Here is a 14,350-nt window from a genome sequence, read left to right as displayed (position 1 = left end):
AAACTTACTGATAAAGAGAGCTTATTTGCTTAAACTCCTAGAATTTATTCAAAAAAGATAACTTGTTGATACTTAGTAAGTTTTCTATCTGTACTTTTATCCTTTATCCATATCTAAAATCGACTTTAGTAAAACCTTTAGTTTTTCGAGATTGCACTTCTTTAGATATCGTAATTGGTATTTGTCAAGAGTAGAGAGCCATAAAAAATGATAACAACTATTGGCTATTGATAATTGACTAAATTACCTATTGGTGATATCTATTACCTTTTGAGCGGTACACTTAGGAGTTTACCATTGTGAGGACTGGAGTTGATGATTTTTGATTGTAACTTTTACAGAAATTGGTATCAACTGCACTGCACAGGCTTTTAATTCTGGTTGCAGTGAATCGGGGCACGCTTCTGGATGGGTGAGGGCGTTGGCTTCGGCATTATCTGCCCACAGTGAACCCCAGTGCATGGGGACAAAAACTGTACCAGGTGCGATCGCTTTTGTCACTTTAGCAGGAAACTTGGCTTTACCCCGACGCGATCGCACTTCTACATAGATACCATCTACAATATCTAACCGAGCAGCATCACGGGGATGAATTTCGATAAACGGTTCAGGATGCATTTTACAAATTTTTTCAATCCGTCCGGTACGTGTCTGCGTATGCCAGTGTCCGTAAAGTCGTCCATTAGTTAGCACAAAAGGATAATCTGGGTCTGGTGGTTCTGCCAATCCCTTTGAGTAATATGCTCCAAATCGAGCGCGTCCATCAGATGTGTGGAAGCGCAAGTTAGTATATAACCGCTTTCCTAAAGTTTCTCCCCCTGCTTCCCCTGCTCCCCTGCTCTCTTGAGGGTGAGGCCATTGAGTCGGGCCATGCGTCTTTAATTGCGCGTGGCTGATACCCGTCATATCGCAAGGGCGATTTTTAGTTAGTTTGACAAACTCAGCATAAACTTCAGCAGAGTTAGCAAAGGCAAATTCTTTCTCAAAACCTAATCTACGTCCAACTTCGGCAAAAATTTCCCAGTCTGCTTTAGCTTCTCTTGGCGGTTGGTGGAATGCTGAACAAAGAGTTATCACTCGTTCAGAGTTTGTCATCACGCCAGTTTTTTCACCCCACTGGGCGGCTGGTAGCAAAACGTGAGCGTAGGCAGAGGTTTCTGTGGGATAATAAGCGTCTTGGTAGATAGTGAAAGGCGATCGCAATAATGCCTTCTTAGTTCGCTCCAAATCTGGCATACTTACTGCTGGATTAGTAGCCGCAATCCACAATAACTCTACAGCGCCGTTTTCCAAACCAGTAATCATATCCCAAGCAGTTAAACCGGGATTGGGCGAAATCTGTCCTGGCTTAAGTCCCCAAAACTCCTCAACTTCTGCGCGGTGCTGCGGATTTTTCACCACCCGATAACCCGGTAATAAATGTGCTAAACCTCCGGCTTCCCTTCCTCCCATTGCGTTTGGCTGACCAGTGAGGGAAAAAGGCCCAGCCCCAGGTTTGCCAATTTGTCCAGTCATCAGGTGCAGGTTAATAATTGTTCTTACCTTAGCCGTCCCTTCTGAGGATTGATTTACACCCATTGACCACAAGGATAATACTCGCTGCGATTCACCCCAATAACGAGCGGCTGTTTCTAAATCTTCAATGCTGATTCCACATTGACGAGCCACCACTTCTGGCGGATAGTGGCGAATTACTTCAGCATAAGCGGGAAAGTTGCTGGTGCAGTCGTCCATGAAAATGGTATCGATGTAGTTCCAGCGCATCAACAAGTGAGCGATGCCGTTTAACAAATCGATATCTGTACCGGGACGAATGGCTAAATGCAAATCAGCGGCTTCTGCGGTTGGTGTGCGTCGGGGATCAACCACAATCATTTTGACTTTGCGGTTCTTTTTGTGATATTTTGCCAGTCGGTTAAAAACAATCGGGTGACATTCGGCTGTATTAGTGCCAATTAAAAATGCACAATCGGTTAATTCTAGGTCATCGTAACAACATGGCGGCCCATCTGAGCCAAAGCTTTGAATGTAGCCAGACACAGCACTAGACATACATAAGCGAGAGTTGGCATCAAAATTATTAGTACCCAGACAGCCTTTCATCAGTTTCTGGGCTATGTAATAATCTTCCGTTTGAAACTGACCGGAACCATACATACATAAGGCTTCTGGCCCTTGGGTGAAGCGGATAGTTTGAATACGCTTGGTGATGAGAGCAAAAGCTTCATCCCAACTAACGCGGCGAAACTCTTGATCTAAGGAGTCTCGCACCATTGGATAATGTAATCTATTTTTATCTAAAGATTCTGCGATCGTTGCGCCTTTGACGCAAACCATTCCCTGGCTGGATGGATGGGTTTTGTCTCCCCGGACTCGCCAAATTGGATTACCTTGGCTATCTCGATTAGTTGCTTTGTTATGTTGGGCTGGAGGTGAAACTTCTAAACCACAGCCAACACCACAGTAGGGACAAAGGGTTTTGGTAAATTCACTCATGGCAGTTGTACCATTTTGTTATTTTGATTGAGCAACCTCAGATGTGGCGGCAGTTTGAAAAATTTGTCTGTTACGCAAAAAGCTTTTTATCGAACCGCAGAGACGCGGAGAGCGCAGAGAGAAGAAAAGAGATTTTCATGAATTAGGATTGCTATGGAAGGATGAAGTGTAAAGTTACCTAACTTAAATCTGATAGTTAATTTCACTACTTCATCCTTCAGTTGATTATTCTTCAGTTAAGAAAATAGATTTTTTAGTTGCGGTTTCTGGTGCTTCACCTTCAAAGGCGGCATCAAAGGAACCTTTTGGTTCTTTGAGGAAGAAGGCACACATAAAAGCGCAGACTAAAGCGGCTATACCCATTGTGGTAAAAAGTGTTGGAGCGTCGGTTAAGCTGAAAATTGTCAGGTAAACTACGCCGCCAAAATTACCGTAAGCTCCCACGTTACCGGCAATTTGTCCAGTGGCTTCTTTCTTAATTAGAGGGACGATGCTGTAGGTTGCACCGCAGCCAGCTTGGGCAAAGTAAGCGGCTAACATTGTAACTGCGATCGCTAGCGGAATTGGCCAGCTACTATTAATAAAATGTGCCGTCAAATAACTAAAACCAATGCCGATACTGATAATTGTCATTGTCCATTTACGGGAACTAAATTTATCAGAAATTAAGCCACCACTGGGACGAGAAACTAAATTTAGGAAGGGATAGGTAGCGGCAATCATTCCAGCGACAACATGCTCTAAAGCAAAGGTTTTTTCAAAAAATGCCGGAAGCATAGAAACAACTGCCAATTCGCTGCCAAAGTTAGTTATGTAAGTGAGTTCTAGTAAAGCTACCTGGCCAAATTGAAAGCGTTCAGATGGAGCGTAAGTTTTTTTACCACTTAGAAGTTCTCGGTTTACCTGCCAAGCTTGGTAACTTTGGTAAGCAAACAATCCTGCTAATAACAACCAAGCAACATACATTTGGCTCAAAGTCAAGAAATGAATGTTCTTTTGTTCCAAGCGCCAAGCTAATAAACCTAGAGCGAAAATCAAACCAAAATTCGAGACAATCAGCGCCCAGAAGCTTTTAACGCTGGTCACTTCTAGAGAACCATTTTTCTTAGGTTTTTTGTAGACTTTGCCTGTGGGCGTATCTTGAACGCTGTTGTAATAAATTACGCCGTAGATGGCAGCAATAATCCCTGTAAGTGCGATCGCAAATCGCCAGTTAGAAGCACCACCAGCGAAAAAGCTAGTAGCAACTGCAAGCAGGGGTAAGGCAAACTCTGCACCAAATGCTCCAAAGTTGCCCCAACCGCCATAAATACCTTGGGCAATTCCCATCTCCTTCGGCTGGAACCATTCAGCCACCATGCGGATACCGACGACAAACCCAGATCCGACTATTCCCATCAGCAAACGACTGATGACTAGTTGATTAAAATCTTGTGCTAACGCCGTCGCCAAACAAGGGACAACTGCAAACATCAGCAGCATTGAATAGGTGATTCTGGGGCCAAAACGATCCAGAAGCATCCCAATAATTAATCGTGCAGGGATTGTAAGGGCGAGGTTACAGATGCCCAAAGTTTTGATTTGCTCAGGCGCTAAACTTAGTTCTTTGCCAATAGTTGTAGCAAAGGGAGCGAAGTTAAACCAACAGACAAAGGTGAGAAAGAAGGCAAACCAAGTTTGATGTAAGATGCGGTAGCGATCGCTGAATGAAAATAATCCTTTAAGCATTCTAATCTTTCTAATTAAATAAACTACGGTGAAGAGGTAGCAGAAGATGAGCCTTTAAGGTCGAAGCTTAAGTCTTAAAGTTTGAAGGTTAAGTCTTAAAGGTCGAAGCTTAAGTCTTAAAGTTTGAAGGTTAAGTCTTAAAGGTCGAAGCTTAAGTCTTAAAGTTTGAAGGTTAAGTCTTAAAGGTCGAAGCTTAAGTCTTAAAGGTCAAAGCTTAAGCCTTAAAGGTCGAAGCTTAAGTCTTTAAGTTTGAAGTATGAGTTTTACCCAATGCTGAATACCCGCAGTACTAGCAGTTACCAACTAGTAAGGCTTCTTCCTTGAGTTTTGCCCCAAAGTTTTTGATGAGTAAATCTTGCAATACTGGCTGCAAGTCTTCGCATGGTATGCCTTTGGTAACGCAAGTTCCTAAATGAGCATCTTTGCCGACTTTGCCACCCATATAGATGTCAACGCCTTCCAAGGTTTTGCCATTTTTGCGAGTTTTAGTTCCCATCAAGCCGATATCTGCAACTTGAGGCTGTCCGCATGAGTTGGGGCAACCTGTCCAGTGAATTCGGACTGGATTGGTGAAGGTTAATTCTTCTTCTAAAGCTTTAATCATTGCCAGGGCGCGGTTCTTGGTTTCGATGAGGGCAAAGTTGCAAAATTGTGCTCCTGTGCAGGATACTAGCGATCGCGCCAGTAAACCTGGATCAATAGAAAACCTTTCTAGTAAAGACTCTGTTAAAAATGTTGCTAACCGGGAGTCAGAAATGTTGGGGATGACGATATTTTGCTCAACTGTGAAACGGATTTCACTAGTGCCGTAAACTTCTGCTAGACGAGCAATTTCAAACATATCATCGGCATAGAGACGCCCGACGGGAATGTTCAAACCTGCGTAATTTAATCCTGGTTGTTTTTGTTTATATACCCCAATGTGGTCGCGTTTTTCCCAGTCGATTTCGTCTTTTGCTGCTGCGGGTAATAATGATTTACCCAAACGGCTTTCTACTTCTGCTCGAAACTTTTCTACACCCCATTCATCAATTAGCCACATCAAGCGCGATTTTTGCCGATTAGCACGCAGTCCATGATCGCGAAAGACTTCTAAAACCGCTTTACATACAGCTACCACATCTTCGGGAAGTACCCAAGCATTCAGAGGAATCGCCGCTTCACAGCGTTTAGCTGAGAAAAAGCCACCCACAATGATGTTGAAGCCAAATATTGGTGATTGGGAAAATTCTTGCCCTATCCCCTGTCCCCTGTCCCCTGTCCCCTCCTTAAATGCTGGAACAAAAGCTAAATCGTTGATTTCGGCGTGAACTGAATTGTCTCTTCCACCTGCGATCGCAATATTAAACTTCCGTGGTAAGTTGCTAAACTCTGGGTTCCCTTCTCCTTTGTTGGTGAGCATATCTTGAATTTGCTGTACTAACTCTCGTGTGTCATACAACTCATCTGCATCCAACCCCGCCACAGGATCGCCTGTGATATTGCGAACGTTATCCATCCCTGACTGGATAGTGGTTAAACCAACTGCGTGAAATCTATTAAAGATATCTGGTAAATCTTCAATTCTGATCCCCCGTAATTGGATATTCTGTCTCGTAGTAATATCAGCGCAACCATCATCACCGTAACGCTGCACCACTTGGGCTAAAACACGCATCTGACTGCTGGTAAGAATACCGTTAGGCATCCGTAACCGCATCATAAACTTACCTGGGGTAACTGGGCGAAAAAATACACCCATCCACTTGAGTCGATGATCGCGATCTGTTTCGTCCATTGCCTCCCAACCCAAGGCGGCAAATTTCTCTATCTCACTCTTGATGGCGAGTCCATCTTTTTGTGCTTTTAGTTTCTCGAACTTATTCAGGCTGGTAGTGGTAGTTGCTGTTTCTGTCATCGTTACAAATTATTGATATGGTGAGGATCTGTAGTGGTAATTGCCCAATATCAATCGAGCCGTAGTTACATCAGGTGCTGTATCTACAAAGATTAAGGATGAAAATTTAGAACTGTTTTAAATTCTGTGGAATATGGTTAGTTTGTAGGGGCGCACAGAGATGCGCTTGTAGTCATTTACATCTTGGGAACTTGTCAAGCAGGTTTAGATAATGTTCATGTAACAATTTCGATACTCATAACTTAAGGCGATATTTTTGTTAAAATCGTATAAATTGTTACGTTTTTTGGGTATAATTGCGAAAAAAACATGAATAATATGCATTTTTTGCATCAAAGTCACTGATAAGCGATGCAGAACCCTTAATCAAGGGTATTTGAAATGACGAAAGCGATTTTAGATTGCCATAGATTAATCGAAAATCGAAAATTGAGTGGCAAATGTGAGCTAAAACCTAGATAAGCTGATGTGCGCCTAAATTGTATAAACACTCTTTACGGTCGTTAACTGTTAACTGTTGACAGTCATCATGTAAATGTTCAAGTTAAATGCGTAACAGCTTATTATTTCAGCAGCTATGAAACGTCGTGATTTTATTAATTGGGTAGGTTTGGGTTTGATTGCGAGTTCTCTACCTGTAGCGATCGCAGCTTGTTCTTCTCAAACAACTCCACCATCTGGGGATTGGCAAGCGGTGGGTACAGCAGCAGAATTAGATAAAACAGGTCAATTGCTGGCAAAAAACTCACCTGCTGGTCCTGTGTTGGTAATCGGTACATCTAAAGCCGAAAATCTGACTGCTGTTGACCCTACTTGTACTCACGCAGGCTGCACTGTAGCATGGAAAGCTGAGGCGAAAAAATTCGCTTGCCCCTGTCATGGTTCGGAATTTGGGGTTGATGGAAAAGTGCAAAAAGGCCCAGCGACAAATCCGCTAAAAACTTATGCCGCCAAAATTGAGGGTAATTCAGTTGTAGTCAAGCCAACCTAGTGGAGGCAGAAGGCAGGATAGCGCAGCGTATACCCTTCGGGATGCTTCGCTTAGAGCGAGTCCGCGAACGTCGGCAGGAGGCAAGATATTGTGAATAGCATCAAACAGCTTTTGGTGCAAGCTGAGGCAGCATATAATGCAGCTGATTGGTCATTGCTCATTCAATATTTACAACAGTTAACTTTAGGGGCAGATTCGGAACATCCAGAGATAGTTAAAAATCGAGAATATCTGCTGAAATTAACACTTTCAATGTTAAAGATGGGGGATTTTCAACAGCGCTGGGAAATTACCAAAGTGTTGACTCACTTAGGAAATATTGCCATTCCACCACTGATTGAGATATTAGAAGATGAAGACGCAGAAGAAGAATTACGCTGGTATGCAGCAAAGACTTTGGGTGAATTTCAGCAGCCAAATGCGATCGCACCTTTGGTGGAATTGTTGAAAACTGATGAGGATGAAGAACTCAAAGCGATCGCAGCTACAGCACTGGGACAAATGGGTACTGTTGCTATTACTTCACTAACTGAGCTTTTAGCAGATGAAGATACACGGCTTTTGGCAGTGCGATCGCTTTGTTGTATTCGGCAAGCAGAAACTATCGCGCCACTGTTGAGTGTAGTCCAAGATCCCCAAGTAACAATCCGCGCCGCCGCAATTGAAGCCCTCAGCAGTTTTCATGACGAACGTGTACCACCAATTCTGTTGAACGCTTTGGATGATATAGCTGCCACAGTTAGGCGTGCAGCAGTACTTGGTTTAAGTTTTCGCCCTGATTTACACCAAGCATTAGATTTAGTGAAAAGACTACAACCAAAGCTGTACGACTTTAACCTTGAGGTTTGTTGTGCAGCCGCAGTTGCCCTTTCTCGAATTGGTAGTGATGAGGCTGCTAAATACTTATTTGATCTGCTAATCTCACCTCATACACCTCTACCACTGCAATTAGAAAGCATCCGCGCTTTAAGTTGGATGGGAATGTCATCCAGTTTAAAATATTTGCAAATAGTACTGAATCAAAGCAATTCCGAGACACTCTGGCAAGAAATTGTCACAGTTTTGGGACGAGTGCAAGAATCGCAGTTAACGACACCAGCCGCCGAAATCTTACTGCAAATACTGCGATCGCAACATCCAGTCACAGAGATTGCCAGCATCAAAAGTGCGATCGCTTTATCTTTAGGGCAGTTAGGTGAAATGCAAGCAATTGAACCATTGATTTCGCTGCTAGCCGATCGTAATACATCGGTGAGACTGCATGCGATCGCGGCACTAAAAAATCTGGATGAGGAAGCCACACATCAACAATTGCAGCAGTTAGCAAACAATGCCACACTCACAGCAGATTTGCAACAAGGAATAGCGATCGCTTTAGGCGAATGGTAAATTTTAGGACTGCTAACTTTTAATCGTGTAGTTTCTCGTTGGCGCAGCCTCTGGTAGATAGATAAACGAGAACTAAAGCTGTTGCAACAAACCTATAAATTATTTACGCCGTCCTACTTAACTGAGAATAAAAGTATTCCTTAAGTCTAAAGTAAGACACACCTGGAGTATGAAGTTATAAGTTCTCAGGTGAAATAAGCTTGTGGAGTCTTCTTAAGAGAGTATTAACCGTTGGCAGCATCAAGCTGCTTATAGTTTTTAGTTCATTGATACCCAAATAACTTTACAATCTCCAAAACGTTTTATTCTTTTCATAATCATAGACTAACTTGAATGCAAAATTAATTCCTACGATATAAACGGTTTTACTCCTATGGTAGAAGTCAGGCAAAAAACTAGCTGTTATCGTGTGTAGCAGTAACAAAATAATTCATAATAAGTAATTCAAAATGTGATAGAAATGAATGAAAGTGTATATTGAAAATAAATATCATCATTTCTTATCTATTATGGACAAGCGACTTTAATCGTAAGTTCGTTACTTTGAATTAGTAATTACTGATTATGAATTGTTTTGCTTAATCTGATCAATAGTTAGTTAAGTTTTTGTGGAATCTTCAAATGCTTTCAAGTTTTCCAAAAGAAGCTAAGTGAAAGACTCCTGAACTCTTGTGAGAATTTACCGATTTAGCAGTGGATTGAGTAGATAATATCGAGTTTTGAAAATCAATCAACCCAGAAATCTAGAACATAAAGGGAAACATTAAATATGAAGCATTCCGATTTATCTAAAGCTGTTTTAGCTACTGCCTTTGCCATCAGTTTCGCTTCCGTGTCGTTACCTCCTTCAGTTTTTGCCCAAAGTGGAGGCTCTGGCAGTGGAGGCTCCAGCAGTGGTGGCACTAGCTCAGGTAGTGGAGCAGGCAGTGGTACAAGTACTGGAACTACAGGTAGTGGCACAGGTACTGGGACTACAGGCAGTGGTAGCAGTGGTCTAGGTAGCGGCACAGGCACAGGTACTGGAACTACAGGTAGCGGTAGCAGTGGTCTAGGTAGCGGCACAGGCACAGGTACTGGAACTACAGGTAGCGGTAGCAGTGGTCTAGGCACTGGAACAGGCACAGGTACTGGAACTACAGGTAGCGGTAGCAGTGGTCTAGGTAGCGGCACAGGCACAGGTACTGGAACTACAGGTAGCGGTAGCAGTGGTCTAGGCACTGGAACAGGCACTGATTCCACAGGTACTGGAACTACAGGCAGTGGTAGCAGTGGTCTAGGTAGCGGCACAGGCACTGGAACTACAGGTAGTGGTAGCAGTGGTCTAGGCACTGGAACAGGCACTGATTCCACAGGTACTGGAACTACAGGTAGCGGCACAGGCACAGGTACTGGAATTACAGGTAGCGGTAGCAGTGGTCTAGGCACTGGAACAGGCACTGATTCCACAGGTACTGGAACTACAGGCAGTGGTAGCAGTGGTCTAGGCACTGGAACAGGAACTGATGCCACAGGCACTGGCACAACCGGCACTGATACCACAGGCACTAACAGAAATATAGATAGCACAACTTCCCAAAGAACTAGCGATCGCGGTTTCAATTGGGGTTGGCTGGGTTTAGTTGGTCTAGCTGGTTTAGCTGGTCTGACTCGTAATCGGGAAAAACCTCGTTCTTATAACGATCCTAATGAAGTAACAAGTTCTCGCACCAGATAGTATTAACCACACTAGACCTATTACAAAAGTTGGAAAACCGCCAGGGGCTTGAGTCTCTGGCGGTTTTCCAACTTTTGTAATAGGTTTCTCTAAAAGTCTGATTTAAAAATTCATATATTTCAGCAGAAAATAGTCAATTCTTTTTTGGCGGTATTTTCCAAAAAAATCGATGTAAAGCGCATAATTGACGATGAAGGCAGTAAAAACTGATTTACTTAAATATCAATTAGAGTCAACGACCTGTAACAAATTCTACTAAATTGCGGTTAAAAATCCGTTAACTTAATAAAACCGATAAATGTAATTCAGGCTACATAGAAAATGCGCCTAGAGCAGTTGCAAGCCTTTCTAGCGATCGCCCAAACCGGCAGCTTTCAACAAGCAGCGCGAACATGTGGTGTTACCCAATCGACGATTAGCCGCCAAATTCAGGCATTAGAAGCAGATTTGGGGATAGAACTGTTTCACAGAAGCAGTCATGCCAAACTGACACTGGGAGGTGAACGTTTGCTACCCCGCGTCCGCAAAATTTGCCAAGAGTGGCAGACTGCTACAGAAGAATTAGCCGATTTAATCGGCGGCAAGCAACCAGAACTTTGCATTGCCGTGATTCATTCCCTGTGTGGATCTTACTTACCACCAGTGTTGCAAAAATTTTGTCATGATTATCCAGATGTGCAATTGCGGGTGACTTCATTGGGGAGCGATCGCGCCCTGAAAGTCCTTAAAGATGGATTGGTGGATTTAGCAATTGTGATGAATAATCGCTTTTTAACCACCAGTAGAGAAATGATTGTCGAAGTGCTTTATGATGAACCGATAGAAGTTCTAACCGCAGCCAATCATCCATTAGCCCAATATGAATTCATCCCTTGGTCGGAATTAATTCGTTATCCCCAAGTGGTTTTTAAAGATGGTTATGGGATGCAACGCTTAATACAAGATAGATTTGAGCGAATAGAAGCTACACTCCAGTCAGCTTTAGAGGTAAATACGCTAGATGCCTTCCGGGGAGTGGTGCGTCAAGGAGAACTGATAGCTTTGCTACCTCAATCAGCATTACTGGAAGCTCGTCTTGACCCTACCTTGGCGATTCGTTCTTTAGCTAGCAATAACATTAGTGGTTTAACAGATGGTTCCAGTTTGACTCGTCGGGTAGTTATGGTAACAACTCAAGACCGTTTGCAAATTCCACCCATCAAGCACTTTTGGCAACTCGTGCGGGAAAATATTCCACTGCAAATTGACCAGCAGCGCTCGGCTTCCTAATTGTTCGTGATTTACTGTCAAGATTTAGGTAACAGTAATGGAAGAACGAACCGCATACTTTATAATTTATGTACAACTTTATGTACATTAACTAATGTTGCCTTACAAAATCACATCCCCAACCGATGCGAGAAATGACTTTTTTAAGTTATTAGAGCTGGTGGTAGAAAATCATCAGGTGTATATGATCAACCGTCGTGATGGTGAAAATGTAGCCTTGATTGCTGAATCAGATTTGGTGAGTTTACTTGAGACGGTTTATCTTTTGCGATCGCCTGCTAATGCGCGTCGTTTACTGGATGCAATAGAGGAGTCAAAAACAGGAAAAATCCAATCTCAAACGCTAGCAGAACTTCAGCAGGAGTTGGGGATTGATCAAGAAGAAAAAGAAAGCTGAACCCATTGAAATTAAACCAGTTATTGTTAATCGTAGTCCTGGTTTTAGTTCTCAATTTAAAGAAGATTTAGCTTGGTGGTTTAAGCAGGATTTTCAGAAAGCATCGAAAATCTTGGATTTGGTTACGGCTGTAATGCAAGACCCATTTGAGGGGATTGGTAAACCAGAACCATTAAAATATATAGATGCAGATATTTGGTCGCGGCGAATTGATTTAGAACATCGGCTTGTATATCGGGTGGGAAACACTCAGATTGATTTTCTCGCTTGTCGGTATCACTACGAATAATTGACTTAGCTTTCAACCTGAGCGATCGCATCTTCTGGTGAGACATTACCATAAATAACGGACATAATCCCTGGCAGGTATTCATCCATCATCGTCACATTGGCGTAAACTAGTCTTTGAATCAGTCCAAAACTGAGTCTGTCACCTTCGACATCAATACTAGTTTTGTAACTAATTTCCCCGTCAGTAAAATCTAGCTCAAAATTGCCGATCATCATGCCAGAATTAGCTCTAGTGATAAACTCTGCTACATCCAGCCGCTTGTTTTCCGGTGCATTGACTGGACAAATTGAGTAAAAAACGAATTGATTTTGTTCACTTCTGGCTCTAGCGTAACAATTCCATTTGCCATTTTCGCCTTGAAACGGTATTTGTAAAGCTGGCTGTCCTGGAAGTTGCACGAAAGGCCAATCATCAACTGTAAAGAAATTGATTATTGCTTCAAAAATACTACCATCTGTAGGAGATGAGGGAAAATTTGCCTCTATTTTTTGTGTAATATTATCTGGGTTAATATCAGCTAGTTCTATTAAAAATTTATCGATTCCTTCCAGCATTTTGGTAGCAGATTTTTGAGTTTTGACAGATAAATTAGCCTCTGTCCAATCTTTAAAAAAGTTGACGATACCTTCAGCAATTCCTTCTCCAGAAGTACTTATTTGAGAAAGATTTTCTAGACTAATATAAGACCAAAGAGTACGATAGCCGATTTCGTCTGATTCTTGTTGCTGTTTAACAGATAAACCCAACCAACTTTCGGTGCAGAGGATTTTATTATCGGGTTGTTCTTGGCATAAATTCAGGATATATTTTGCAGTTTCATCAATGTTGATGGTGTGTTCTGCTAGTAGTGGTAAAAAATCGGGTTTCAGACTGGTTTCGATAGTAATGTCTGGTTCGCTGAGGAATTTACCAGATGATAGAGGGTTACGCACATCTGGTTTGAGATTGAATAAGGCGATGGTGTCGATGCGTTGGTAAAGTTGTGGGTTGACACAGAAGGTGAGGCGACACTCGATGAGTTCGTTGTTTTGTTTGGTGAGAGTGAGGGCGATCGCGCGAACGGTTACAGGGGTTTGGGAGGAATCGTGTAGGGTTAAGTCGGTGTTTATTTGATGATTTTCTGTTATGGCGATCGCGTACATATATGGTTATTTAACAATTAATAATTTTGCTTGATAATTCAGCACTTAATTAGTAGCGTTCATCAGCTAACGTCTCTTAATTTCTGAGAGTTTTGCAAATCTTGAAGTGCTTTATTTGCTATTTCAATTATGTAACTGCTTTCATCTGACAAAGCTTGTTTCCAAACTTCACGCAGCCGAGGACGATTTAGTACTAATAGCGAGTCAGCCGCGAAAATCCGCACATAAACATCATCATCTTGAAGCAGTAGAATAATTAATGCGTCAATTGACTGCTCGTTATTGTAGTGTTGTAATTGTTGTGCTACTATTTGTCTAGGTCTTCTTGATTTTTTTTCTTGGTATACCTCATCAATTAGACATTTTAGTATTTCTGGATCTCTATAATTTTCTAAAGCGGATAAAGCTTCACTCCGCACTTGCTCTACAGAATCAATTCTTGCTAACTCAATCAGATGTGGCACACTATTACTATTGACAATATCTCCTAAATTACAAGCTGCGGTGCCACGTACTTCTGAATCGGGATCAGACAGAAATGGGAGTATAATTTCTAGAGCATTATCAGGTTTAAGAGTTCCTATTTTATCGAGTGCTAACTCTCGAATCTCAGGGTTTGAGTTTTGCAATTCTGCTCTTATTGTCTGTAATTCATCCATAAAAATACCTATTTCATCAGTTTGACTTTGCCAAAACTATAAAATCTCCTGGTATTTGTCCTTCAATCAGAATCTCTCCATTTTTATCCATTGCTGCTTTGACATTGTTAGCTTGCTTACTGATTTTTTTCTTAGGATTTTCTCGAATCATTTCTGCAACTTGTTCTGGAGTGTATATCCTGATTTTATCGTCAGATGCTAATTGCTGAAGCGCTGACCAAGCAACTTTGAGAATTTTATTCTTTTTGGTAAATCTTCTCGAACCACCACCTCCAGAAATTGTTATGGCGTTTGAAAAATATACATATCTACTTGTTTGACCTAATTCTTTATTAAGAACATGATCTAAAGGATTTTGAATATCTGCTATTGTAGC

The 14,350-nt window shown here is 42.0% G+C and carries 12 protein-coding genes; 6 read left to right on the top strand and 6 right to left on the bottom strand.

Annotation, left to right across the window (positions count from 1 at the left end):
- Positions 1-291: 291 nt before the first annotated feature.
- From ANSO36C_RS10775 to ANSO36C_RS10765, 3 genes are all read right to left on the bottom strand, one after another.
- Positions 292-2,496 (bottom strand): molybdopterin oxidoreductase family protein, encoded by a 2,205-nt coding sequence (locus ANSO36C_RS10775; RefSeq protein WP_251959524.1) that lies wholly within the window; start codon positions 2,494-2,496, stop codon positions 292-294.
- A gap of 225 nt (positions 2,497-2,721) precedes the next feature.
- Complete coding sequence (locus ANSO36C_RS10770) at positions 2,722-4,224, bottom strand: NarK family nitrate/nitrite MFS transporter (protein ID WP_251959523.1); 1,503 nt, start codon at positions 4,222-4,224, stop codon at positions 2,722-2,724.
- Positions 4,225-4,513: 289 nt separating this feature from the next.
- Complete coding sequence (locus ANSO36C_RS10765) at positions 4,514-6,121, bottom strand: ferredoxin--nitrite reductase (RefSeq protein ID WP_251959522.1); 1,608 nt, start codon at positions 6,119-6,121, stop codon at positions 4,514-4,516.
- A 577-nt stretch (positions 6,122-6,698) separates the two neighbouring features.
- Between ANSO36C_RS10765 and ANSO36C_RS10760 the strand changes: the two genes are divergently transcribed.
- The 6 genes from ANSO36C_RS10760 to ANSO36C_RS10735 all read left to right on the top strand — a co-directional run bounded on the left by ANSO36C_RS10760 (position 6,699) and on the right by ANSO36C_RS10735 (position 12,170).
- The gene (locus ANSO36C_RS10760; protein ID WP_251959521.1) at positions 6,699-7,112 is read left to right on the top strand and encodes a QcrA and Rieske domain-containing protein; all 414 of its coding nucleotides are present in this window, start codon (positions 6,699-6,701) and stop codon (positions 7,110-7,112) included.
- Positions 7,113-7,202: 90 nt separating this feature from the next.
- Positions 7,203-8,501 carry a HEAT repeat domain-containing protein gene (locus tag ANSO36C_RS10755; protein WP_410174689.1) on the top strand — a complete coding sequence of 433 codons (1,299 nt, stop codon included), beginning with the start codon at positions 7,203-7,205 and terminating at the stop codon, positions 8,499-8,501.
- A gap of 769 nt (positions 8,502-9,270) precedes the next feature.
- Positions 9,271-10,215, top strand: coding sequence for a WGxxGxxG family protein (locus ANSO36C_RS10750; RefSeq protein WP_251959520.1), 945 nt, complete (start codon positions 9,271-9,273; stop codon positions 10,213-10,215).
- Between the two features lie 321 nt (positions 10,216-10,536).
- Entirely contained in the window at positions 10,537-11,484 is a 948-nt protein-coding gene (locus ANSO36C_RS10745; RefSeq protein WP_251959519.1) for a LysR family transcriptional regulator, read from the top strand.
- Between the two features lie 94 nt (positions 11,485-11,578).
- Positions 11,579-11,881, top strand: coding sequence for a type II toxin-antitoxin system Phd/YefM family antitoxin (locus tag ANSO36C_RS10740; RefSeq protein ID WP_251959518.1), 303 nt, complete (start codon positions 11,579-11,581; stop codon positions 11,879-11,881).
- A complete protein-coding gene (locus ANSO36C_RS10735) occupies positions 11,856-12,170 on the top strand; it encodes a Txe/YoeB family addiction module toxin (protein ID WP_251959517.1) in 315 nt (104 codons plus the stop codon). The genes ANSO36C_RS10740 and ANSO36C_RS10735 overlap by 26 nt, the downstream gene beginning before the upstream one ends.
- A gap of 5 nt (positions 12,171-12,175) precedes the next feature.
- On the opposite strand, the gene ANSO36C_RS10730 is transcribed toward ANSO36C_RS10735, so the two are convergent.
- The 3 genes from ANSO36C_RS10730 to ANSO36C_RS33870 form a co-directional block, all read right to left on the bottom strand.
- Complete coding sequence (locus tag ANSO36C_RS10730; RefSeq protein ID WP_251959516.1) at positions 12,176-13,315, bottom strand: type III secretion system chaperone family protein; 1,140 nt, start codon at positions 13,313-13,315, stop codon at positions 12,176-12,178.
- A 62-nt stretch (positions 13,316-13,377) separates the two neighbouring features.
- Complete coding sequence (locus ANSO36C_RS10725; RefSeq protein ID WP_251959515.1) at positions 13,378-13,974, bottom strand: HEAT repeat domain-containing protein; 597 nt, start codon at positions 13,972-13,974, stop codon at positions 13,378-13,380.
- Between the two features lie 16 nt (positions 13,975-13,990).
- The gene (locus ANSO36C_RS33870; protein ID WP_267145366.1) at positions 13,991-14,125 is read right to left on the bottom strand and encodes a hypothetical protein; all 135 of its coding nucleotides are present in this window, start codon (positions 14,123-14,125) and stop codon (positions 13,991-13,993) included.
- Positions 14,126-14,350 lie beyond the last annotated feature (225 nt).

Origin of the sequence: Nostoc cf. commune SO-36, assembly GCF_023734775.1 — a bacterium.
Lineage (GTDB): Bacteria > Cyanobacteriota > Cyanobacteriia > Cyanobacteriales > Nostocaceae > Nostoc > Nostoc commune_A.
The sequence above is the reverse complement of the archived record's forward strand: the minus strand, read 5'-3'. Positions and strand labels throughout refer to the sequence as shown.